At 66.1% G+C, this 24,105-nt stretch carries 17 protein-coding genes and 1 pseudogene; 5 read left to right on the top strand and 13 right to left on the bottom strand.

Going from position 1 to position 24,105, the window contains the following annotated elements:
- The first annotated feature begins 31 nt into the window (after positions 1-31).
- Together B4I46_RS09485 and fusA are read left to right on the top strand one after the other, a co-directional pair.
- Positions 32-421, top strand: a complete 390-nt coding sequence (locus B4I46_RS09485) for a tautomerase family protein (protein WP_078481076.1) — start codon at positions 32-34, stop codon at positions 419-421.
- 97 nt (positions 422-518) lie between these two features.
- A complete protein-coding gene (gene fusA / locus B4I46_RS09480; protein ID WP_078481078.1) occupies positions 519-2,624 on the top strand; it encodes an elongation factor G in 2,106 nt (701 codons plus the stop codon).
- A gap of 12 nt (positions 2,625-2,636) precedes the next feature.
- On the opposite strand, the gene B4I46_RS09475 is transcribed toward fusA, so the two are convergent.
- From B4I46_RS09475 to B4I46_RS09440, 9 genes and pseudogenes are all read right to left on the bottom strand, one after another.
- On the bottom strand, positions 2,637-2,972 hold the full coding sequence (locus B4I46_RS09475; RefSeq protein ID WP_078481079.1) for a hypothetical protein: 336 nt from the start codon (positions 2,970-2,972) through the stop codon (positions 2,637-2,639).
- Positions 2,973-3,066: 94 nt separating this feature from the next.
- Positions 3,067-3,714, bottom strand: a complete 648-nt coding sequence (locus B4I46_RS09470; RefSeq protein WP_043861102.1) for a response regulator — start codon at positions 3,712-3,714, stop codon at positions 3,067-3,069.
- 43 nt (positions 3,715-3,757) lie between these two features.
- A complete protein-coding gene (locus B4I46_RS09465) occupies positions 3,758-6,139 on the bottom strand; it encodes an ATP-binding protein (protein ID WP_286899838.1) in 2,382 nt (793 codons plus the stop codon).
- A complete protein-coding gene (locus B4I46_RS09460; RefSeq protein ID WP_286899837.1) occupies positions 6,136-8,937 on the bottom strand; it encodes an ATP-binding protein in 2,802 nt (933 codons plus the stop codon). The genes B4I46_RS09465 and B4I46_RS09460 overlap by 4 nt, the downstream gene beginning before the upstream one ends.
- A gap of 139 nt (positions 8,938-9,076) precedes the next feature.
- The gene (locus tag B4I46_RS25620) at positions 9,077-9,865 is read right to left on the bottom strand and encodes a methyl-accepting chemotaxis protein (RefSeq protein WP_404702909.1); all 789 of its coding nucleotides are present in this window, start codon (positions 9,863-9,865) and stop codon (positions 9,077-9,079) included.
- 69 nt (positions 9,866-9,934) lie between these two features.
- Positions 9,935-10,702: pseudogene (locus B4I46_RS25615) on the bottom strand (MCP four helix bundle domain-containing protein); the annotation flags it as partial.
- 201 nt (positions 10,703-10,903) lie between these two features.
- Positions 10,904-11,707, bottom strand: coding sequence for a putative bifunctional diguanylate cyclase/phosphodiesterase (locus B4I46_RS09450; protein WP_100632481.1), 804 nt, complete (start codon positions 11,705-11,707; stop codon positions 10,904-10,906).
- A 164-nt stretch (positions 11,708-11,871) separates the two neighbouring features.
- A complete protein-coding gene (locus B4I46_RS09445) occupies positions 11,872-13,341 on the bottom strand; it encodes a SulP family inorganic anion transporter (RefSeq protein ID WP_043861106.1) in 1,470 nt (489 codons plus the stop codon).
- Positions 13,342-13,510: 169 nt separating this feature from the next.
- Entirely contained in the window at positions 13,511-15,274 is a 1,764-nt protein-coding gene (locus tag B4I46_RS09440) for a S8/S53 family peptidase (protein ID WP_286899835.1), read from the bottom strand.
- Between the two features lie 140 nt (positions 15,275-15,414).
- On the opposite strand from B4I46_RS09440, the gene B4I46_RS09435 reads away from it, so the two are divergent.
- The 3 genes from B4I46_RS09435 to B4I46_RS09425 all read left to right on the top strand — a co-directional run bounded on the left by B4I46_RS09435 (position 15,415) and on the right by B4I46_RS09425 (position 19,215).
- Complete coding sequence (locus B4I46_RS09435; protein WP_054916502.1) at positions 15,415-16,692, top strand: bifunctional O-acetylhomoserine aminocarboxypropyltransferase/cysteine synthase; 1,278 nt, start codon at positions 15,415-15,417, stop codon at positions 16,690-16,692.
- A gap of 123 nt (positions 16,693-16,815) precedes the next feature.
- Positions 16,816-18,762 (top strand): DNA topoisomerase III, encoded by a 1,947-nt coding sequence (locus tag B4I46_RS09430; RefSeq protein WP_286899834.1) that lies wholly within the window; start codon positions 16,816-16,818, stop codon positions 18,760-18,762.
- 63 nt (positions 18,763-18,825) lie between these two features.
- A complete protein-coding gene (locus tag B4I46_RS09425; protein WP_088514873.1) occupies positions 18,826-19,215 on the top strand; it encodes a VOC family protein in 390 nt (129 codons plus the stop codon).
- Between the two features lie 61 nt (positions 19,216-19,276).
- On the opposite strand, the gene B4I46_RS09420 is transcribed toward B4I46_RS09425, so the two are convergent.
- The 4 genes from B4I46_RS09420 to B4I46_RS09405 form a co-directional block, all read right to left on the bottom strand.
- Positions 19,277-20,221, bottom strand: coding sequence for a p-hydroxyphenylacetate 3-hydroxylase reductase component (locus tag B4I46_RS09420; RefSeq protein WP_043861111.1), 945 nt, complete (start codon positions 20,219-20,221; stop codon positions 19,277-19,279).
- Between the two features lie 62 nt (positions 20,222-20,283).
- Positions 20,284-21,453 carry a p-hydroxyphenylacetate 3-hydroxylase oxygenase component gene (locus B4I46_RS09415; protein ID WP_043861112.1) on the bottom strand — a complete coding sequence of 390 codons (1,170 nt, stop codon included), beginning with the start codon at positions 21,451-21,453 and terminating at the stop codon, positions 20,284-20,286.
- Between the two features lie 206 nt (positions 21,454-21,659).
- Positions 21,660-23,072, bottom strand: coding sequence for a DOPA decarboxylase (locus B4I46_RS09410; RefSeq protein ID WP_286899830.1), 1,413 nt, complete (start codon positions 23,070-23,072; stop codon positions 21,660-21,662).
- 85 nt (positions 23,073-23,157) lie between these two features.
- Positions 23,158-24,102, bottom strand: coding sequence for a LysR family transcriptional regulator (locus B4I46_RS09405; protein ID WP_043861114.1), 945 nt, complete (start codon positions 24,100-24,102; stop codon positions 23,158-23,160).
- Between the last annotated feature and the right edge of the window lie 3 nt (positions 24,103-24,105).

The raw sequence follows: 24,105 nt of genomic DNA, 5'->3' as shown, positions 1-24,105 counted from the left end.
GCACCTCCCCCGCCCTACACGGAACGTCAGCATGGCCCAGATCAAGATCTATGGATTGCGCACCACCCTCGACCAGCACCGCCCTGCCCTTGCCGAAGCCATCCATGGCGCGGTGATGAGCGCCCTGCAGTACCCGCCGGAAAAACGCTTCCAGCGCTACCTGGCCCTGGACCCCGCCGACTTCCTCTACCCCGACGACCGCAGCGAACACTACCTGATCATCGAGATCAGCCTGTTCGAAGGCCGCTCCAGCGCCGCAAGGAAAGACCTCATCCGCCAACTGTTCCAGCGCATCGGCGAGCACACCGGCATCGGCGCCCAGGACATCGAGATCACCCTGTTCGAGACCCCCCGCGAAAACTGGGGCATACGCGGCCTGCCCGGCGACGAGCTGGGCCTGAACTACACCGTGGAGGTCTGAACACACGCGCCGACCGGTAGCAGCAGCCGTGCATTCTTCTGCTTAACTGGAAGAACCCGGGCCACAGGCTGCCCGCCTTTTGCACAGGTGAACGACCATGGCGCGCACCACCCCCATCGAGCTGTACCGCAATATCGGCATTGTCGCCCACGTCGACGCGGGCAAGACCACCACCACCGAACGCATCCTGTTCTACACCGGGGTCAACCACAAGATGGGCGAAGTGCACGACGGCGCCGCGACCATGGACTGGATGGCCCAGGAACAGGAACGCGGCATCACCATCACCTCCGCCGCCACCACCGCCTTCTGGCAGGGCTCGACCAAGCAGTTCCCCGAGAAATTCCGCTTCAACATCATCGATACCCCCGGCCACGTCGACTTCACCATCGAGGTGGAGCGCTCGCTGCGCGTGCTCGATGGCGCGGTGGTGGTGTTCAGCGGCGCCGACGGGGTCGAGCCGCAGTCCGAGACGGTGTGGCGCCAGGCCAACAAGTACCATGTGCCGCGCCTGGCCTACGTCAACAAGATGGACCGCCAGGGCGCGGACTTCCTGCGCGTGGTCAAACAGATCGACAAGCGCCTGGGCCACCACCCGGTGCCGATCCAGCTGGCCATCGGCGCCGAGGAACACTTCATCGGCCAGATCGACCTGGTGAAGATGAAGGCCATCTACTGGAACGAGGCCGACAACGGCACCAGCTACCGCGAAGAGGCGATACCGGCCGACATGCTGGAGCTGGCCACCGAGTGGCGTGCACACATGATCGAGGCCGCCGCCGAGGCCAACGACGAGTTCATGGAGCTGTACCTCAACGGCACCGAACTCGACAACGAGCAGATCAAGGCCGGGCTGCGCCAGCGCACCCTCAACAACGAGATCGTGCCGGCCATCTGCGGGTCGTCGTTCAAGAACAAGGGCGTGCCGCTGATGCTCGACGCGGTGATCGACTACCTGCCCGCCCCGTCCGAGATCCCCTCCATCAACGGCACCGACCCGGATCATGAAGACCGGCACCTGGAGCGCCATGCCGACGACAGCGAGCCGTTCTCGGCGCTGGCCTTCAAGATTGCCACCGACCCCTTTGTAGGCACCCTGACCTTCGCCCGGGTGTACTCCGGGGTACTGAACTCGGGCGATGCGGTACTCAACTCGGTCAAGGGCAAGAAGGAGCGCGTGGGCCGCATGGTGCAGATGCACGCCAACCAGCGCGCCGAGATCAAGGCGGTGTGCGCCGGCGACATCGCCGCACTGATCGGCATGAAGGACGTGACCACCGGCGACACCCTGTGCGACATCAACCAGCCGATCATCCTCGAACGCATGGACTTCCCCGACCCGGTGATCTCGGTGGCCGTGGAACCCAGGACCAAGGCCGACCAGGAGAAGATGGGCATCGCCCTGAGCAAGCTGGCCCAGGAAGACCCGTCATTTCGCGTGCGCACCGATGAAGAAACCGCGCAGACGATCATCTCCGGCATGGGCGAGTTGCACCTGGACATCATCGTCGACCGCATGCGCCGCGAATTCGGCGTCGAGGCCAATGTGGGCAAGCCGCAGGTGGCCTACCGCGAGAAGATCCGCAACACCTGCGAGATCGAAGGCAAGTTCGTGCGCCAGTCTGGCGGGCGCGGCCAGTACGGGCACTGCTGGATCCGCTTCGCCCCGGCCGAGGAAGGCAAGGAAGGCCTGGAGTTCGTCAACGAGGTGGTCGGCGGCGTGATACCGCGCGAGTACATCCCGGCGATCCAGAAAGGCATCGAGGAGCAGATGAAGAACGGCGTGCTGGCCGGCTACCCGCTGATCGGCCTGAAGGCCACGGTGTTCGACGGCTCGTACCACGACGTCGACTCCAACGAGATGGCGTTCAAGGTGGCGGCGTCGATGGCCACCAAGCAACTGGCGCAGAAAGGCGGCGCGGTGCTGCTGGAGCCGGTGATGAAGGTCGAGGTGGTGACCCCCGAGGAGTACCAGGGCGACATCCTCGGCGACCTCAGCCGGCGCCGCGGGCTGATCCAGGAAGGCGAGGACACCCCGGCCGGCAAGGTGATCCGCGCCGACGTGCCGCTGGGCGAGATGTTCGGCTATTCGACGCAGATGCGCTCGATGACCCAGGGCCGCGCCAGCTACACCATGGAGTTCACCAAGTATGCCGAGGCGCCGGCGAGCGTGGCCGATGCCATCATCAAAAAGCAGGGCTAGGTCGTCGCGCGATTACTGCACGGTCGACGCCCCGCCGACCCGGTCGCTGGGTGCAGGGATGTGCTGATTGCTGACCACCAGCTGCAGCAGGTGTGCACTTGGCCGGTAAAAGGGGCGCCTGCTCAGTGTGTGGTCAAGCCAGGCATTGAGCTCGTACAGGCGCACCGGTGCTTCACCCGGGTAGTCCGCCAGTACGGCGAGGACCATGTTCCGCACCGCAGGGCTGGAACGCAGGCAACGGCTGTCGATGTACTGCCCTATGAACTGGCGAACATCCGCTGTCTCGCTGTGTGAAATGAAGATTGTCCGCACGCTGTCGGGGCATCGCTGCTCAAGATCGGGCGCCATGATTGCCTCCTGTGGAATGCTGCCGTCGCTTGACGCCATTGAACGATACAGCCGGGCCCCGTGCCATCAGGCAAACCTGAAAACGCGGGCACGCCTACTGGAACAGGTTGGCCTCCAGGCAGTACGAGATCAGCTCCTGGTCGCTGCGCACATCCAGCTTGCGCATGGCCGCGATCTTTTGCGTGCTGATGGTCTTGGGGCTGCGATTCTGATTGATCGCGATGTCGCGCAGGCTCATGCCCGCCACGAACAGACGCAGGATCTCCACTTCGCGGGTGGAAAGCGAAGCCATGCGCTCGTCGATCTGGTAGCCGTTGTCGATCACCGAGTTCCGGTTCGCCGGCGCCAGCTTGTAGATGCGGTTCTGGCTCAAGGCTTCCAGTGCGCGCAGCAACTCTTCGTTCACCGTGCGCTTGTCGATCACGCCCGCCACGCCCAGATTGTAAAGCCGCGTGAGGATGAGGCTGTTGGACACCATCGTCAGCACCAGCACGCGCAGCGCGGGGAAGTTGCGCGTCAGGTAGGTGATCAGCCGCAGGCCGTCGCCATACTGGGAACTCTCCGGCATGTTGTAGTCGGTGATCAGGATCTGGGGCTGCTTGTCGTGCAGCACGTTGATCAGTTCGGTGGAGCTGCCCGCTTCGCCAACCACCTCGAAGCGCGGGTCGGACTTGATGAGTTCGCGTACGCCAAACAGCACGATCGGGTGGTCATCGGCGATGACTACGGTGATTTTATGCATGATCGCTCCGGTGTGCACAAAGTGTGGCAAGTCTCGGCCCGGGTCATACCGACCTCATCATGTCGCAGAGCCGGTCGAGCGCCTGGTGAATATCGTCAATCAAGGTGAGCTGCAGGCTGGGCGCGCGCAGGCGGTGCTCAAGCTCACCGAACAGCCTGGCCAGAGCGTGCGCCTGCACCACCGACAGTGCGCCACTGACACCATGCACTTTGTGCAGGACGTCGGTTTGCTCGCCGGCCGCCAGGGCCAGGCGAATGGCGCGGATGTCCTTCTCCATGGTACTCAAAAACAGGTCGCGCATGGCCGGCGACAACACGATGCCCGCTGCCGATGACTCCCCCTCGGCCAACTGCACCGACAGCTCTAGCGACGGCTGGCGCCGGGCCTCCTCGTGCGCCAGCGCCGGGGTGACATTGAGCAGCAGGTTGCGCAAGGTGGTCAGGCTCAGCGGCTTGACCACCCAGCAGGTCATGCCCGCTGCCTGGCAACGCTCGCCCTCGTCGCGCATGGCATTGGCGGTAACGCCGATGATCGGCGCCTTGGCGTTCTGCAGGCGTATCGCGCGCGCCAGCTCGTAGCCGTTCATGACCGGCATGTTGACATCGGTCAGCAGCACGTCGAAGCGGTACTTGCGCCACTGCTGCAGCGCCTGCTGGCCATCGCTGGCCAGTTCCACGGTGCAGCCCAGGGCTTCGAGTTGTTCCTTGAGAATGGCCTGGTTGATCAGGTTGTCCTCGGCCACCAGCACCTGCAGGCCAAGCGCCGGCAAGGCAGGGGCTGCGCCAGGCGGCGCGGGCTCGGTGACGCCGTTCTTTTCCATCAGCACGGCGCCGGCAATCGCCCGCACATGATTGGCGCTGACGCGCCAGCCCGCCTCCATCGGCTCGGGAACCTGCGGGCCGCCGTAGTCGCACAACAGGCGCCGGCCGTTCCAGTCCGGCAGCCACTTGCCGTTGCCCAGTACCTCGACCAGCAGCGCCCCGCTGTGCACCTCGTGCTGCGCGGCGCTGAGCACCGTAACCGTGGCATGCCAGCGCAGCAGCCAGCTGCCGATGTTCTCGGCCAGCTCCAGCACCGGCGCACGCACGTACACCTGCACGCCGCCGAGGTCGATGCCAGGTTCTGCCGGCAACGGCGTGTCCGGCAGCACGAACGGCAGGCGCACCGTGAAACTGCTGCCCAACCCCTGTTCGCTGACCACCTTCACCTCGCCGCCCATCAACGCACTGAAGCGGCTGCAGATCGACAGGCCAAGCCCGGTGCCGCTGACAAGGTTGTTCGCGCGGGCCTGGTAGAACGGCTCGAACAGGTGCAGCTGCTGCTCCGGAGAAATGCCGATGCCGGTGTCGGTGACCTGGAGTTCCAGCGTGATGTCTTGCCCTTCGCCCCTGGCCACGCGACAGCGCAGCACAACCCGCCCGATGTCGGTGAACTTGATCGCATTGCCCAGCAGGTTGTTGAGGATCTGCCAGATGCGCACCTCGTCCCCTACCAGCTGGTCGGGTATTTCCGGTGCCACGCAGGCATAGATCTGCAGGCCCTTGGCGCGCGCGTTGGCGATGTGCGCGGACATCACGTCCTCGATCAGGCCCAATGGCGAAAAGGCCACCGACTCAAGGGTGAGTTGACCCGACTCGATCCTGGACACGTCCAGCACATCGCTGATCAGTTGCAACAATGTGGAGGACGAGCGCTGGATGATGCTGAGGTAATCCATCTGGCGCTGGTCGAGGCCGGTCAGGCCGAGCAGCTCCAGGGTGCCCAATACGCCGTACAGCGGGGTGCGGATCTCGTGGCTCATGGTCGCCAGGAAGAGGGTCTTGGCTTCACTGGCCTTGTCGGCCATGGACTTGGCCTGGCTCAAGGCCACCGCGCGTTCCAGGTGTTCGGTGACGTCGGTGAACGCGCACAGCAGCACCTGCTGGTCCTGGTAGCGGGTCGAGGAGAAACTGAGCCGGTAACAGCGACCCTGCAGCACCATGCTCGCCTCGCCGCACAGTTCGATGCCGGGTTGGCGCGCCATCTCGACGATGGACTGCGCCACTTCGCGACTGTCCTTGGCACGCTGATTTTCCACCACCACCTGGTGGTCGTGCAGGCGGATGACAATCAGCCCGGCAGGTGCACTTTCGATCACCGCCAGGCTGAACGCCTGGCTGTCGAGCAGCTCGCTCCGGGCCTGGCGAGCCGGCGCGATGACCTGCCGGCGATAGTGGTAGTACAGCCACCCCAGCAGGGCGCTGAGCAACGCGAATGCCAGCACGATGCGCAGCAGCGGTAAATTCGCCCCACGGATGAAGCTGACGCAGTCGACGCAGTACTGCGCCGCCCATTGCTCGTGGGTCATCGCCAGCAGGAAGATCAGGGCAACGCCAAGCAGCAAGCCGATACCGAGGCGTAGGGAGCTTCTGGCCAACGACGTCACTCTCGCCTCTCTTCACGCTGGCAGTGCTGCAGGCAGGTGAACAGCGCACCGAGGCCGAAGGGTTTGACCAGCAGCTGCTGCATGCCTACCGCCAGGCACCGATCGCCCTCGTCGCGCATGGCATTGGCCGTGGCACCGATGATGGGCACCACGCAGCCTTGACGACGAAGGGCCTTGGCCAGGTCATAGCCGTTCATGCGTGGCATGTTGATGTCGGTGAGCACCACGTCGAACACCTCGTTCTGCCACAGCGCCAGGGCTTCATGCCCATCGCGGGCCAGGCCCACGCTGCACCCCAGCTCCTCCAGCTGGTCCTTGACGATCAGCTGGTTGATCACATTGTCTTCGGCGACCAGTACCCTCAGGTCCAGTTGCCGGGTGATCTCGTGCTCGATCCGGCCAGGCGCCGGGGGGGCGATGCCCTGGGCCTGGCTGACGGCCGCCAGCAGCCCGTTCAGGTCGTTGAGCTTGACCCGCCAGTAGCGTTGCTGCGACGGCGGCTCGCACTCCTGCGGGCAGATCACTACACGCGGCCCGCTCCACTCCAGCAGGACGGGGTGCGCGGTGTGCGGGTGGGCCTCCACCAGCAGCACGTCATGCGCGGCCTGGATCTCGGGTGGCAGCCCGATATGGGTCTGCGCGCCCCAGCGCCGCAGCCAGCCACTCACGTACTCGGCCATTTCCAGCACCGGGGAATGCACGTAGATCATCTCGTCGGCCAGGCGCGGCGTATCGCTCGCCGGCATCGGGTACGAGCGCCCCAGCGGAATGCTCAAGGTAAAGCTGCTGCCCAGGCCCACGGCGCTGACCACGCGGATGCTGCCGTTCATCAAGGCGGCCAGGCGCTGGCAGATGGACAGGCCCAGACCGGTGCCGGGCACCACGTTGGTCTTGGTCGAGGACTGGTAGAACGGCTCGAACAGCAAGGCCTGGTCGTCCGGGGCAATGCCCGGGCCGCTGTCGCTGACCTGCCAGAGGATGTCGGCCCGTTCCTCGGTCATCGAGCCGACCTTGGCACGCAGTACGATCTGCCCGCTCTCGGTGAACTTCACCGCATTGTTGAGCAGGTTGTTCAGCACCTGGCGAATGCGCGTTATGTCGCCACGCAACAGCGCCGGCATGTACGGGTCGACGAAGGCATACAGATACAACCCCTTGCTGCGCGCAGCACCGGCGTAGCTCTGGGTCACGTCGTGGATCAGCTCCAGCGGCGAGAACTCGCTGGCCTCCAGGGCCAACTGACCGGCTTCGATCTTGGCCACATCGAGAACATCGCACACCAGGTTGAGCAGCGCTGCCGAGGAACTCTCGATGGCGTGCAGGTAGTCTTTCTGCGGCCCCCTCAGCTCGGTACGGGCCAGCAGCTCCAGGGTTCCGAGCACGCCATACAACGGCGTGCGTATCTCGTGACTCATGGTCGCCAGGAACAGTGTCTTGGCTTCATTGGCGGCATCGGCCATCTGCTTGGCCATGGTCATCGCGGCCTCGGCCTGCTTGCGCGTACTGATATCGCTGAAGGCGCAGAACAGCACGTCCTCGCCGTTGTAGCGGGTGCGCACGAAACTCAGGTGCAGGTGGCGACCGTCGCCGGCCTGGAACTCGTCGGACTGGACGAGTTCGCGGTCGCTGAAGGCTTGTTCGATCCAGCCGTGGCACAGGCGCTCGCGCTCCTTGCACTCGCCCAGCCACTGCTGCGACAAGGTGTTCTCCAGTACCACCTGGCCATCCGCGCGGCGCAGCACGCAAAGCGCCACCGGGGCGGTCTGGATGATCGCGCGGTTGAACGCTTCACTTTCGATCAGTGCATCGATGCGCTGGGTTGCCGGGGTGATCAGGCGCCGTTCGACGCGCGTCACCAGGCGCCCCACCAGCACGCCGATCAGCAGGATCAGGGCGCTGGCAGCCAGCAACGGCCACCACAACACCTTGAGCAAGGCCTCCAGCCCAATGGCATAGAACAGCTTCCAATCCGAGTAGCCCAGCTTCTTGCGCATCACCAGCTGGTCGGGCCAGAAGCCTTCCCCGGAGAAGCCGAAGTCATGACCTGTCTCCAGCTTCGGCAAGGGCAGCGACGGGTACACGCTCGACACGCTGCGCATCATCACATCGCCTCTGGGGTTGAGCATCATGAACTGCCCTGCCGCGTCATCGTGCAGCGTGCTGGCCACGTCGCTGGCATCCATCTCCATGCCGAGCCAGCCCGATCGGGGCTGGTGGAAATCCACCCGCACGAACAGATACAGCCGCGGCGTCGACGCCTGCTGATCGCTGAGCCAGACCGCCTGGTCCGCCTCGGGCAGGGTGGGATCAATACGCTGCAGGCGGCTCAGCACCGCGCCAGGGATCGGCGTATCGAAGCTGACCGTGCGGTTCAGGTACACCACGCGGGCCGCCACCTGATCGGCGACGTACAGCAGGTTGATGCGGTTTGTGGTGAGGAAATCCACCATGCGCCCGGACAACTGCAGGTCCCAGCGGAGATCGTCACCGGGCTGTCGGTGGCCGACCTGTTGCGCCACCGCGAACTGTTGCCCAGGTGGCTTCGCCACCGCCGACAGCGAGAGGCTCTTGAGCAACGCCTCGCGCTGGGTGAAGAACACCCGTGCATTGGCGATGGCATCGCTCATGAGCCCCTGACGACGGGAAACTTCGTTTCTGAGAATCGAGCTCAGGGAAATGATCGCACCCACCACCATGCCCAGCACCAGCAACTGGGCGAACAATCGCAGCAGCCGGCGCACGGCCTTGGGGGTGGAGAAGAACGAGTCGGTGGGTTGCAGGAAATGCTTCAATTTCATGGCGCCAGCTTAAGTGCCCTTTGCTGCGCAGCACTATCAGGCAAGCCTTAAAAATGCGCCCCAGCACAGCCAGGGCGCTTGGCTCAGCTCGATGTACCGCCGCGAATGCGCATGCCGTGGCTGGGGCACGGGCGCGGTTTCACGTGGTGAAACGCCGGGTCAGGTCGGCCATGGCAATCGCCAGCCTGGACAGCTCGTTGCTTGCAGTGGCCGTCTGGCTGGCGCCGTCGGAGGTCTGCACCGAGTGATCGCGAATGCTCACCAGGTTGTGGTCCACCGAACGTGCCACCTGCGCCTGCTCTTCGGAAGCGGTTGCAATCAGGAAGTTGCGGTCGTTGATCTCGGTGATCGAACGGGCAATCGCATCCAGTGCGGCGCCGGCTTCCTGCGCGATCCCCAGGGTGTCCTGGGCATTGACGCGGCTTTGCGACATCGCCGTTACCGCCTGCTCGGCCCCCGCCTGGATGTCGGCGATCATGGTCTCGATTTCCTTGGTGGACTCCTGGGTACGGTGGGCCAGTGCCCTCACCTCGTCGGCCACCACGGCGAACCCGCGCCCCTGGTCACCGGCCCTGGCAGCCTCGATGGCAGCATTGAGGGCCAGCAGGTTGGTCTGCTCGGCAATCGCGCGAATCACGTCCAGCACCTTGCTGATGTTCTGTGCCCTGTTCGCAAGGCCTTCGACTTCCCCGCTGGTGGACTCGACAATCGTTGTCAGGTTCTGGATGGCGACAACCGCCTGGGTCACCCGCTCGGAACCGGTGCGGGTCGAACTGGCGGACTGCTGGGTGACTTCCGACGCGGAGGCTGCGTTGCGCGCCACCTCTTCGACCGCAACCGTCATCTCGTTCACGGCGGTGGCGGCCTGTTCGATTTCATCGCTCTGCTGCTGCAGCCCGCGGCTCGATTCCTCGGCCACCGAATGCATCTGTTCGGCCGCTGCGGCCAACTGGTTCGACGAGTCGCCCATCAGACGAATGGTGTCACGCAGGCTGGCCTGCATGCTCGCGGTCGAGGCCATCAGGTCGGTCAGCTCGTCCTTGCCGGACATCGGCACGACACTGCGCAGGTCGCCTTCGGCAATCCGCTGGTTGATCCCCAGCACCGCCAGCAACGGCACGGTGATGCTGCGCGCAAACAGAACCCCCATCAGGATGCTCAACACCACGACCACGCTGATGATCACGATCACGGTCTTCACCGAGCTCTGATAGATGGCCTCGGACTCGATCCCCGATTGGCGGGCACCTTCGCGGTTGATGTCCATCATCTTGCCGATAACGACCTGCAGGCTGTTCGCCAGCGGCCGAGTCGTCTGGTTGAGGTACTCGGTGGCTTCGGCGGCGTGGTCGGCCTGCACCCGCTCCAGAAAGCTGTCCAGCTGCCCTATGTAGTTGGCGATCCCTGTCTTGACATCGTCGTAGGCCGCTTGTTCGTCCGGGCTGGACACCTGGTGACGATAGTCGATGACCGCCTTGTCGAGCTCGCTGCGTGCACCGGTGATGGTCTCGATGGACATCTTCCTGATCGCTGGGTCATCGGTACTGAGGAGGCGATAGCTTTCAAGCCGCAGGCGCAGCACCAGCGCGTCGATCGCGCCTCCCTGGCGCACACTTTCCATCCAGTTCTTCTCGATTTCCAGGGCAGCGGCACGCACCCGGCCCATTTGCATGATGGAAACCACACCCAGGACAATGACCAGCACGTTCAATACGAAAAACACCAGTATTGCTCGATGGCCCAGCCTGAAATTTCTAAGCAGCATGTTCAATCCCTCATAGAAACAAGCAGAAAATCGGAGGCACCCGACTCCGCGTCGTTGCTGGTGGGGACTTTAATGAGGGCGTTTGAAATAGCCTATCAGGCAAGCCTTAAAACGGGCCTGCACACCGCCCTCCGATGATCGGCGATCGAGGTACGCCCACACTCCGAGCGGCCAGGCGCCCTTGCGTGGCGGTGGCAGCCGCTAGTTGAACAGGCGTTGCAACTCCGTCGGCGGCAAGGGCCGACTGAGCAGGTAACCCTGCGCGTAATGGCAGCCCTGGCCCACGATGAAGTCCAGGTGGTCAGCCTCCTCGACGCCTTCGGCAACCACTTCGAAGCCCAGCTCGCACCCCAGCCCGATGATTGCACGACAGATGGCGTGCAGCTTGCCGCTCTGGGGCTGGCCGCTGACGAAGCTCCTGTCGACCTTGAGGATGCTCAATGGAAAACGCAGCAGGCAACTCAGGGCTGAGTAGCCGGTGCCAAAATCATCCAGCGCCAGCCGCACGCCCAGGCTCACCAGTTCATCGAGGCAGGCCTTGACCTGGGCACTGTCGCTGACCCACTGGCTTTCGGTGATTTCCAGGATCAGGCTCGCCGGCGGCAGCCCGCAGGCCTGCAGAACGCGCCGCACCGAGGCGGCGAAGCCGACCTGCTCCAGCTGCAGGCTGGAGACGTTGACCGAACAGTGCAGCTGCCCCTGCCCGGCCAGTTGCCAGTCGCGGACCTGTCGACAGGCGCGCTGCAGCACCCACTCGCCAACCGGTACGATCTGCCCGGTGGCTTCAAGGGTGGGGATGAACGCCAGCGGCGGCACCAGTTGCCCGGCAGATCGCCAGCGCAGCAGCGCCTCGACACCCGCGATGTAGGGGCGGCCCTGATCGACGCGGTAGAGCGGTTGATAATGCAGTTCGAACTGATCCCGCTCCAGGGCCCTTCCGAGGTCCGACTGCAACGACGTACTCGCGACGGGCGTCGAGACCACGTAAAGCGCCGACTGATTCATCACTCACCCCTCCCACGCAGGCGTGCCATAGCCCATCCACCGCTTCGAAAGACTCCTCCAATCAACAGGCTTGCCGTCAGAGAACGTCACTCCCGTGACAGGCCAATGTTCAGGCACATGCCGCAGCGCGGACCATCAGCAGATCCTTAAAAATGCGCGTGGGCTCAGGCGGTGTGCTGCTCCCCCGCGCGCCTGAGCAGTTGCTTGCAGCGCTCGGTCAGGTGCACCACGCGCAGGTGCTTGCCGGCCTTGGCATAGCGCTCGCGCAGGGTCTTGATGGCAGCGATCGCCGAGTAGTCGACCACCCGCAGGTGGGCGCAGTCCAGGGTCACCTCGGCCGGGTCGTCGGCCGGGGTGAACTGGTTCAGAAAGGTGGTGACCGACGCAAAGAACAGGGTGCCGTGCACGCGGTACAGCTTGCTGCCGTCGGCGTGCACGTCGCTGTCGGCGTACAGCTCGCGGGCCTGCTGCCAGGCAAAGTTCAGGGCGGCGATGATGATGCCGAACATCACGGCAGCCGCCAGGTCGGTGAACACCGTGACCACGGTGACCGCCACGATGGTCAGCACGTCGTTCACCGGCACCTTGTGCAGCACCCGCAGCGATGCCCAGGCGAAGGTCTGCTGCGCCACCACGAACATCACCCCCACCAGTGCCGCCAGCGGAATGCGTTCGATCAGCGGCGCGAGAAACAGCACGAACATCAGGATCATCACCCCGGCCACGACGCCCGACAGCCGACCGCGCCCGCCGGAGCCGAGGTTGATCACGGTCTGCCCGATCATCGCGCAGCCGCCCATGCCGCCGCATAGGCCCGAGACCATGTTGGCCGCGCCCAGCGCCACGCATTCGCGGTCGGGGTGGCCGCGGCTCTCGGTGATTTCGTCGGTGAGGTTGAGGGTGAGCAGGGTTTCGAGCAGGCCGACCATGGCCATCAGTACTGCATATGGCGCGATGATGCGCAGGGTGTCGAGGGTCCATGGCACCTCGGGCAGGGCCAGGCCCGGCAGGCCGCCGGCAATGTGCGCCATGTCGCCCAGGGTGCGGGTGGGCAGGTCGAACAGGTACACCAGCAGGCCCACGCCGAGAATCGCCACCAGCGCCGGCGGCACGGCGCGGGTCAGGCGTGGCAGCACGTAGACGATGGCCATGGTCAGTGCCACCAGGCCGAGCATCAGGTACAGCGCATTGCCGGCAAGCCAGGCCTGGCCGGACTTGAAGTGTTCGAGCTGGGCCAGGGCAATCACGATGGCCAGGCCGTTGACGAAGCCGAGCATCACCGGGTACGGCACCAGGCGCACCAGCTTGCCCAGGCGCAGCAGGCCGAACAGCAGCATCACCAGCCCGCCCAGCAGCACCGTGGCCAGCAGGTATTGCACGCCGTGCTGCACCACCAGCGCGACGATCACCACCGCCATCGAGCCGGCGGCGCCGGAAACCATGCCCGGGCGCCCACCGAACAGTGCGGTCAGGGTGCAGATGATGAAGGCGCCGTACAGGCCCATCAGCGGGTTCAGGTGCGCAACCAGGGCGAAGGCGATGCACTCGGGCACCAGGGCGAAGGCGGTGGTGAGGCCGGCGAGCACGTCGGCGCGCACGGGGGCGAGGCGGAAGGGTTTGCGTGTGGGCTGCATCGGGGTTCCAATCGGCAGGGCATCGCCTGCGGGGGTGACAGGGCATCGAGGGGGTGCAAAAGGTTGGCTAGCTTACCTCAAACACAAACGGCGTCGCAGCCATCGCGGGGCAAGCCCGCTCCCACAGGACTGTGCAGAGCGGGCTGGAGCCGCGATGAAGGCGACACCCTCATCGCACCCGGTCGCGGCTCTGCACCGCCAGGTCCAGGGCCTTGTGCATGTCCAGCCGCGCCGAGCGGCCGACGTCCTTGTCATTGAGCTGGTAGTTGCGCTCGGACGGCAGGATCGGCGCGGTCAGGTCTTCGGCGTCCATCGGCTCGAAGTCGCCCTCGCCGCCCAGGGTCATGGCGCTGCGGCGCAGCAACAGGCGCAATTGCTCGGGCTGCAGGTGCGGGTTGATCGAGAGCATGGCCGCCACCACCCCGGCCACCATCGGCGTGGCATAGGAGGTACCGCAGTGCACCTCGCCGCGCTGGTCGGCCTGCGCAGTGGACGCCTGCACGCAGGCGGCGGCGGTGATGTCCACGCGCGCGTCGATGTTGGAGGCGGCGCGCTTGACCACATAGGCCGGATCATCCACCGCCACCGGGCGCTCGCTGCGCTGGTGCCCGCCCACCACCAGCAACTGCTCGGTGACGAACGAGGACGGCAGGCGGTATTCGTCGGTACCCGAGTACGACGCGCCATTGCCCGCCGAGTTGATCACCACCACGTCCGGGTGCTCCTTGCGCAGCCACAGGAAGAACTCCTCCAGCAGCTCTTCATAGCCGCTCATGGCCAGGCCCGAGCGCACCAGCGAGTCGACCTCGTCGCCCTCGACGTTCTTCGCCCCCACCCGGTGGATGCCCCAGCTCCAGTTCAGCACCCGCACGCCGTCCTCCACCAGGTTGACCGAGGCGGCGATGTTGGCGGTGATGCCGGCGTCGGAATTGCGCTCCACGATCACCTCGAAGCCGGGGCTGGCCGGGTCGAGCCCGCGCAGAAAACCGGTGTTGCCGCCCTGCTCCCAGCGCGCGGCGAGCACCCCGGCCACCGTGCTGCCATGCCCGTCGGGCTTGTCGGCGTCACGCGCGTACAGGCAGGTGCGTGGTCGCTCGCCACGGCACGGGCCCAGGTAATCGGCGAAATCGGGGGCGTCGAAATCCACGTCGCGCTCGATCACGCCGATGCGTACCGGGCTGACCGGTACCGCCGCATCGCGGGCAGGGATGCGCCGCTGGTAGAAGTTGACCGCGTCCATGAAACGGTTGGCGGCCCACTCCTCGCCGCCGGGCCGGGCCTGCGCATCTGCGGGTTCGCGCTCCTCGCCCTTTTCCGGCGCGGACTCCTCGATCACCACGGCGTCCACGCTGACCTCGCTGCCCAGGCGCAACACCATGGCATCGCGCTGCACCAGGTCACTGACCGGCAGGCGCAGCTGGTAGACGTTCAGCGGCGCGATCGCACCCACCACCTTGGCGCCGTACTTGTCGGCCAGGCGCCGGGCCTCCTGCAGGCCGTCGTGGCGCTCTTCGATCAGCAGGCTGACCAGGTCGACATAGGTGGTCAGGCCGTCCATGTTCTTCGCCACCTCGCCCGGCCCGGCGGGCACCACATGGCTGGCCTTGAGCGACAGCCACACCGGGTTGCTGGCCTGGCCGCCCGCGTCCTGCAGCCACAACGGGCCGCTGTCCAACCGCGCCGTATCGAGGTTCAGGCGCAGCGTATCGCCATCGCGGGTGACACGGGCGGCGGGCAGCACGTGCCCGTCCAGATGCACCCCGGGCGTGCCCTGCGCCAGGCCGCGGGTGTTCACGCACCACTGCTGCTGCACCGCGCTCAGCACATCGCCACAGCGCTGCAGGCCGGTGATGCGCAAGGGCTCGGCGGCGATGGCAAGGGTGCTGGCCAGGGCCAGCAGGGCGAAACCGGGTGCAATCAGGTGGGGCAGCATGGGCGACTCCGTTGCAGGGTGGCAGGCAATGACCATCCGACCGGCTGGCGCAGGTCATCGTTCAGCGGGGCAAGGCTTGACCCCGCGTTTGCGCCCCGCGCATGCTTCGGCCTCCACGACTTTCAAGGAACGACTGCATCATGAAGCTGGAAACCTTGGCGATCCATGCGGGCTTCAGCCCCGATCCGACCACCAAAGCGGTTGCGGTGCCGATCTACCAGACCACCTCGTTCGCCTTCGATGACACCCAGCATGGTGCCGACCTGTTCGACCTCAAGGTGGCCGGCAACATCTACAGCCGCATCATGAACCCCACCAACGATGTGCTGGAACAGCGCATGGCCGCGCTGGAAGGCGGCGTGGGCGCACTGGCGGTGGCCTCGGGCATGGCGGCGATCACCTACGCCATCCAGACCGTGGCAGAGGCCGGCGACAACATCGTCTCGGTGGCCAAGCTGTATGGCGGCACCTACAACCTGCTGGCCCATACCCTGCCGCGCTTCGGCATCCAGACCCGCTTCGCCGCCCATGACGACATCGCCGCCCTCGAGGCACTGATCGACGACAAGACCAAGGCGGTGTTCTGCGAGTCGATCGGCAACCCGGCCGGCAACATCGTCGACCTGCGCGCGCTGGCCGATGCCGCGCACCGCCATGGCGTGCCGCTGATCGTCGACAACACCGTGGCCACGCCGATCCTGTGCCGCCCGTTCGAGCACGGCGCCGACGTGGTGGTGCACTCGCTGACCAAGTACATCGGCGGCCACGGCACCAGCATCGGCGGCATCGTGATCGACTCGGGCAACTTTCCGTGGGCCGACCACAAGCAGCGCTTCGCCCTGCTCAACACCCCCGACCCGTCCTACCACGGCGTGACCTACACCGAGGCCTTCGGCCCGGCGGCGTTCATCGGGCGCTGCCGCGTGGTGCCGCTGCGCAACACCGGCGCGGCGCTGTCGCCGTTCAACGCCTTCCTGATCCTGCAGGGACTGGAGACCCTGGCCCTGCGCATGGAGCGTCACACCGAGAACGCCCTGAAGGTGGCCCACTACCTGCAGGGTCACGAGCAGGTGGCGTGGGTCAAGTACGCCGGCCTGCCGGACCACCCCGAGCACGCGCTGGCGCTGCGCTACACCGAGGGCAAGCCGGCGTCGATCCTGTCGTTCGGGATCAAGGGCGGCCAGGAGGCCGGTGCACGCTTCATCGACGCACTCAAGCTGGTGGTGCGCCTGGTGAACATCGGCGATGCCAAGTCGCTGGCCTGCCACCCGGCCTCCACCACCCATCGCCAGTTGAACGACGAAGAGCTGGAAAAGGCCGGCGTGCCGCGTGACATGGTGCGCCTGTCGATCGGCATCGAACACAGCGACGACATCCTGGCCGACCTGGCCCAGGCACTGGAAGCGTCGCGCGGCTGAGGCATCGGCGGGCAGGCAAGCGCTACACATTCATCTGTATATCCATACAGATAAACCTTGCCTGCATCGCCAATCCTGCGCATTCTAGGGCTCATCACAGCCCGACCAAGAGCTCACTCGGCCATGCGCCTGTACCTCTGCGAAAAACCCTCCCAGGCCAAGGACATCGCCAAGGTCCTTGGCGCCAGCCGCCGCGGCGACGGTTGCTGGGTCGGCACGGGCGTCACGGTGACCTGGTGCATCGGCCACCTGCTCGAAACCGCCCCGCCCGACGCCTACGATGCCCGTTACAAGCGCTGGTCGCTGGCCGACCTGCCGATCATCCCGGCGCAATGGAAAATGCTGGTAAAACCCAGGACGGCCGCCCAGTTCAAGGCGGTCAAGCGCCTGCTCGGCGAGGCGGCCGAACTGGTGATTGCCACCGACGCCGACCGCGAGGGCGAAATGATCGCCCGCGAGCTGGTGGAGCACTGCCGCTATCGCGGGCCGATCCAGCGCCTGTGGCTGTCGGCGCTGGACGACGCCTCGATCCGCAAGGCCCTGGCCGCCCTCAGGCCCGGCGCCGCCACCTTCAACCTGTACCACTCGGCCCTGGGCCGCTCGCGTGCCGACTGGCTGATCGGCATGAACATGAGCCGGCTGTTCACCCTGCTCGGCCGCCAGTCCGGCTATCAGGGCGTGTTGCCGGTGGGCCGGGTGCAAACCCCGACACTGCGCCTGGTGGTGGACCGCGACCGCAGCATCGCCGATTTCGTGCCGGTGCCGTTCTGGGCCATCGATGTGCAGTTGCGCAGCGCCGGCGAGGTGTTCAATGCCCAGTGGCGTGCGCCCGACGAGCTGTGCGACGACCAGGGCCGCTGCCTGAACCAGGCGTTCGCGCAGCAGGCGGCTGCGGCCATCCAGGCGGCGCCCACGGCGCGCCTTTTGACGCTGACCACCGAGCGCGTGCGCGAGGCAGCGCCGCTGCCCTTCGACCTGGGCACCCTGCAGGAGCTGTGCTCGAAGAAATTCGGCCTGGGCGCCCAGGAAACCCTCGACATCGCCCAGGCGCTGTACGAAACCCACAAGGTCATCACCTATCCGCGCAGCGACTGTGGCTACCTGCCCCTGAGCCAGCACGCCGAGGCGCCGGCGATTCTTGCCGCGCTGGGGCGCGCCGACCCGAGCCTGGCGCCCTTGCAGCCGTACCTGCAGGCGCAACGCCGCTCACGCGCGTGGAACGACGCCAAGGTCAGCGCCCACCACGGCATCATCCCCACCGCCGCCGCGCTCGACCCGGCGCGCCTGCCGCCCAAGCACAAGTCGGTGTACGTGCTGATTCGGGCACGTTACCTGGCGCAGTTTCTGCCCAACCATGAATACGACCGCACCCAGGCCGACTTCGATTGCGCCGGGCAGGCGCTGCGTGCGGTGGGCAAGCAGATCGTCGAGCCGGGCTGGCGCCGCGCGCTGCCCGAAGCCCTGACCCCGCCCAAGGGCCGCGAGGCGCCGGTGGCGCAAGTGCTGCCGGCATTGCACGAGGGTCAGCTGTGCGAGGTGGCCGGGGTCAACCTCAAGGACCTGTGGACCCAACCGCCCAAGCCCTTCACCGAAGGCGACCTGATCAAGGCGATGAAGAACGTCGCCAAGCTGGTGGACGACCCGCGCCTTAAACAGAAGCTCAAGGACACCACCGGCATCGGCACCGAAGCGACCCGCGCCGGGATCATCCAGGGCCTGCTCGACCGGGGCTACCTGGTCAAGCAGGGCAAGGCGCTGTCGGCCACGCCGGCGGCGTTCAGCCTGATCGACGCGGTGCCAAGGGCGATTGCCGACCCTGGCACCACGGCGATCTGGGAGCAGGCGCTGGACATGGTGCAGAGCGGCGAAATGAGCCTGGAAGCGTTCGTGGCCAAGCAGTCGGCGTGGATGAGCAAGCAGGTGGAGCGCTGCTCGGGCATGAGCCTGCGCATTTCAGGGCCGCCGGTGCCGGCCGGACGCGGCGGCGCGCCGTGGAAGAAGAAGCGCAAGAGCAGCGCCACGGCCGGCAAGCGACCCCGTGCCACCAAAGCGAAAAAAACCGGGGCTTAGGCCCATGCCGGCTGCTTCGCCGGCAAGGCCGGCCCCTACAGAAACCACCGACAAGGAATGTGTATGAAACTGGGCTACACCATCGTTTATGTACCCGATGTCGAGGCATCGTTGAGCTTCTTCGAGAATGCCTTCGGCCTGAAGCGTCGTTTTCTGCATGAGTCCGGCGATTACGGCGAGCTGGACACCGGGCCAACCACCCTGGCCTTCGCGTCGCTGGAACTGGGCGAGTCGAATTTCCCGGAAGGTTTCGTTGCCGCCAGCAACAGCCACAAGCCCCTGGGCATGGAGATCGCGCTGGTGACCGAGAAGGTCGTGGCGGCCCACGCCAATGCCCTGGTCAACGGCGCCGAGGAAATCAGGGCGCCGCAGAGCAAGCCCTGGGGCCAGACGGTTTCCTACTTGCGCTGCCCGGCCGGGGTGCTGGTGGAGCTGTGCTCGCCAATGGGTTGAAAGCGCTTGGCCAGCAAGGCTGGCGCCTACAGGGGCCGTACTTGCTGGCAAAGCCTTTGGCTCACGCGCGAATCACCGCCTTGAGCACCGTCTTGAACGTCTCGATCTGCTCGTCGCTGAACGCGGCAAACACCGTGTCCTGCTGCTCGCGCGCAATCGTCCACAGGGCCTCGGTCTGGTCGATGCCGGCCACGCTCAGGCGCACATGCCCGGCCGCCTCGCTGTCGCACACCAGCCCCTTGCGCTTAAGGTTGGCCACCGCCTCGTCGATCTCTCGCGCCGGCATCGCCACCTCGCGCTGCAGGTCGGCCAGGTTCAACCCCGCATCGTTCTCCAGCACCATCAGCATGCGCGCCTCGCTGGTGCGCAAGCCACTGGACAGCTGGCGCGGCTGGTAACTGGCTTGGTAGGCACGCAGCGCCTGGGTCATCAGGTAGTACAGGTTGTGGCTCAGGCGCCCCTGAAAATGGCTGCTGGGGGCCTGCCCCTCTTCGCGTCGGGTCATGCGGGTGTGCGGCAGCACCATCGAGTACGCACCCTGGTGGTAGAGCAACGGCGAACGCCCGCCATCGTCGAACGCTACCACTTTGCCCAGCATGATCCAGTGGTCACCGCCGTCGAGCAGTTGATGGCGTTCGCACTGGAAGCACGCGGCGCAATCGGCCAGCAGCGGTGCGCCCCCCTCGCCCGCCCGGTGCTCGATGCCGGCAAAGCGGTCCTCCCGTGGCTTGGCGAAGTTGTTCGACAGCTCGATCTGGTCGGCGGCCAAGATGTTCACCGCAAAGTGGCTGGCGGCCTCGAACACCGCGAGGCTGCTGGAGCGCTTGTCCAGGCTCCAGAGGATCAGCGGCGGGTCCAGCGAGACCGAATTGAAGCTGTTGGCCGTGACCCCGACCTTGTTGCCCGCGGCATCGGCGGCGGTGACCACGGTGACGCCGGTGGCGAAGTTGCCCAGGGCGCGGCGGAACGCGCGGCTGTCGAAGGCCACGGCAGGTTCAGTAGACATGCAAGACTCCCCGGCTGCCGCCAGGGCAGCCGTACGTTGTTGTTATGGGCAGGGCGCGGTGTTCACACCATGCTCGGGTCGGGCTCCAGGCCCATCAGCTCGCGACCGAGGATCTGCGCGCAGACGTCGTAGTCGGTGTAGGCATGGGCGCCGGTCATGTGCGAGTCGCGCCACAGGCGCTGCATCTCGTTGGCCTCGAACCAGGCGGTGCCACCCGCGGCTTCGAACAGGCGATCCACGGCCTGGATGCACATCTTCACCGCGTAGCCCTGGTTGGTGCGCCAGAACGCCAGGGTCTCGCGGCTGGGGTACTGGTGGCGGGCGCTGTGGTCGGCGTGCTCCTGCCAGGTTTTTTCGAGAAAGGCCCGCGCGGCGGCCACCTGGTGGGTGGACTCGGCCAGGCGCATCAATGCGGGGGTGGCTGCGCCAACCGCGGCACCGGTGTAGGCGCGCACGCGGTTGGCGGTCTTCTCGCGGAAGGCCTGGAGCATGCGCTCGGCCACCCCCAGGCTGACCGTGGAAAAGCCACTGGCGAAGTACGGCCGGTACGGCGAATAGAACACCTTGCTGTCCGGGTACAGGCCGAAGCCGGCGGACTTGCCTTCCATCATGTCCTTGGCTTTCTGGATGCGGTACTCGGGCACGAAGGCCTTGTCGATGAGCAGGGTCTTGGTGCCGCTGCCCTTCATGCCCGCAGCGTGCCAGTCGTCGCGGATCACGTAGTCGCTGCGCGGCAGCACGGCGAAGCAGTAGTCCTGGGTGCCTTCGGCGTTGGCGCGGCGACAGCCGACGATGGCCCATTCGGCATGGTCGCTGCCGCTGCTCCAGCCCATCTCGCCGCTGAACAGCAGGCCGCCCTCGACCTCCTCGATACGCCCGAACGGCGCGATGCTGCTGCTGGCAGTGGCGTCGCGGTCGGTGCCCCAGATCTCTTCCTGCAACCGGGCCGGGAACATCGCCAGCTGGTGGCTGTGGGTGCACAGCAGGCTCATGGCCCAGGCAGTACTGGCACAGGCACCGGCAAGCGCGGCGATGCAGTCGGCGAATTCGGGCAGGGAAATTTCCAGGCCGCCATACAGCTTGGGCTGGAAGGCGCGGTGCAGGCCGATGCCCTTGAGCAGCGCGATGTTTTCGGCGGGTACCTGGCGATCCTGCTCGGCACGGGCGGCGTTGGCAGCGATGGTCGGCAACAGTGGCTTGAGGTCTTCAAGCAGCGGGTTTGGCTTTTTCATGGAGGGCCCTGCTTATTATTGGATGTCCGGGCCGGGCTGCGAGGTGGGCAGCTGGCGGCGGATGCAGGGCCAGTATGGGATGGGTGTGACGGGGGGAAAATGCACCTTCCAGAGGCAAGGTTGTACTTTTCATGGGCCTCTTCGCCAGCAAGGCAGGCGCCTGCTATCGGTAAGAGCCGGCCTTGCCGGCGAAGGGGCCGCAGGGATCAGCCCTTGACCACCTGCTGCAACCCCTCCCACAGCCTTGCCACATGCTCGCGCTCGGTGGGCAACGCGCCCACCGACACCCGCACCATCCACTGCCCGTTCAACGTCGCCGGGGTCACATACGCCGCGCCCGAAGCATTGAGCCGGTCGGCCCAGGCGCGGGTGTGGCGGTCCAGTGCCTCGCCTTCCAGCCCGCCAGGCTGGTGACGAATGCACAGGGTCTGCAACTGCACCGGCGCCAGCACCTCCCAGCCCGGGGCCGCATCTACCTGCTGTTCAAGCCAGCGAGCATTGCCCAGGTCGCGGCGCAGGCGTTGCTGCAAGCCTTCCACGCCTTCGCTGCGCAACATGAACCACAGCTTCAACGCACGGAACCTGCGCCCCAGCGGGATGCCCCAGTCGCGCAGGTTCTTCACTTCGCCATCGACCGCCGACTGCAGGTAGCTGGGGTTGGTGCTCATCACACGGATCAGGTGCTGCGGGTCACGCACGAAATACAGCGAGCAGTCGAACGCCACCCCCAGCCATTTGTGCGCATTGACCACGATGGAGTCGGCCTGCTCGATGCCGGTCCACATCCAGCGGCATTCGGGCAGGATCATCGCCGAACCGGCCATGGCCGAGTCCACATGCAGCCACAGGCCATGGGCGCGGGCGATGCGGCCGATCGGTTCGAGCGGGTCGAGGGCGGTGGTGGCCGTGGTGCCGGTGGTGGCGACCACCGCGCACGGTTGCAGCCCTGCGGCAAGGTCCTGCTCGATGGCCGCTGCCAGCGCTTCAGGGCGCATGGCGAAGGCTTCGTCGACTTCGATGTAGCGGATGTTGTCCTTGCCGAAGCCGGCCAGCAGCGCGGCCTTGTCTACCGAGCTGTGAGCCTGGGCGCTGGTGTAGATCATCAGCGGCCGGGCCTGCGCTTGCAGGCCACCCTTGACCAGCGCGTAGTCGCTGGCGCGCTCGCGGGCGCAGATCAGCGCCACCAGCGTGCTGCTGGAGGCGGTGTCCTGGATCACCCCACTCCAGGCACCGGACAGGCCGATCATCTGGCGCAGCCAGTCGACCGTGGTTTCCTCCAGCTCGCTCAGCGCCGGGCTCGACTGCCACGACAGGCCGAGCACGCCCAGGCCGGTGCTGAGAAAGTCGCCCAGCACCGAAGACAGCGTGCCGTTGGAGGGGAAGTAGCCGAAGAAGTCCGGGTGCTGCCAGTGCGACAGGCCGGGCATCACCAGCTGGTCCACGTCGGCGAGGATCTGCTCGAAGGGCTCGCCCTGCTGCGGCGCGGCCTGGGGCAAGGCATTCTTCAGGTAGCCCGGCTCGACCTGGGCCATGACCGGCCGGCTGGCGACATTGGCACGGTAATCGGCGATGCGGTCGATCAGTTGGTGACCTTGCTGGCGAAATTCTTCTGGGCTCACGCGCTGGCTCCTGTGGGGGTGATTGCAGTGCCAGCGAGTCTAGGCGCTGGCTGGCCGCTGAAACACGCCGCGCCGCGCATAGCTGCTATGGCGAATCCACATAGCTGCCGGTGACGCCGAACTGCGACTGCTGCCACAGCTCGAACACCTGCGCACGAAACCAGCGGTGCTCGGCCGAAGCCTGCAGGCGCTGGTGCCACACCACCCAGTAGCGCTGGGTGTGTTCGACGAACGCCAGCGGGCACCACACCACCGGGTGCAGGCGGCTGAGCTGGCGGGCGATGTGTTCGGGCACGGTGACCAGTGTCTGGCTGGCGCACACCACCTGCACCGCCGCCGAGAAGAACGGCACCTGCAGGGTTATGCGCCGGGCAAGGCCCTGGCCGCGCAGGTGGCGGTCGATGAAGCTGTCCTTGTCGCCGCCGCCACAGATGCGCACGTGCCCCCAGGCCAGGTAGTCGTCCTGGCTCAGCTCGGCGTGCCGGGCCAGCGGGTGTTCGCGGTGCATCAGGCACACCGCGCGATCCTCGCCGAGCATGCGCCCGTGCAGGTTGGCCGGGGCGCTGTCGAACAGCGTGGTGGCCAGGTCGATTTCACCGCTGGCCAGGCGTTCGAACTGGTCCGGCGACCAGCTGCGGTAGTCGATCGACACCCCCGGCGCCTGCTCGGCCAGGCGGCTGACCAGCAATGGCAGCATGTGTTCGGCGATGTAGTCGGAGGCGGCCAGACAGAAGCGCCGCTCGCAGCGCTGCGGGCTGAAGGCCTCGGGTTGGCGCAGGGCGTCGAGCTCGCCCAGTACCTGGCGCAGGGGCAGCACCAGCGCCTGGGCCCGTTCGCTGAGTACATAGCCGCGGCCCTGGCGAACCAGCAGCGGGTCGTCGAAGGCTTCGCGCATGTGCGCCAGCTGGCGGCTGAGCACCGACTGGCTGCTGCCCAGGCGCTCGGCGGCATGGCTGAGGTTCTTGAGCTGCAACAGCGTGTCGAGGGTACGCAGGTGCGCAAGGCTCAACGAGGCGAAGGTGGGGTTCAAGGC

This window comes from Pseudomonas sp. UBA7500, assembly GCF_002478435.1.
Classification (GTDB): domain Bacteria; phylum Pseudomonadota; class Gammaproteobacteria; order Pseudomonadales; family Pseudomonadaceae; genus Aquipseudomonas; species Aquipseudomonas palmensis.
The sequence above is the reverse complement of the archived record's forward strand: the minus strand, read 5'-3'. Positions and strand labels throughout refer to the sequence as shown.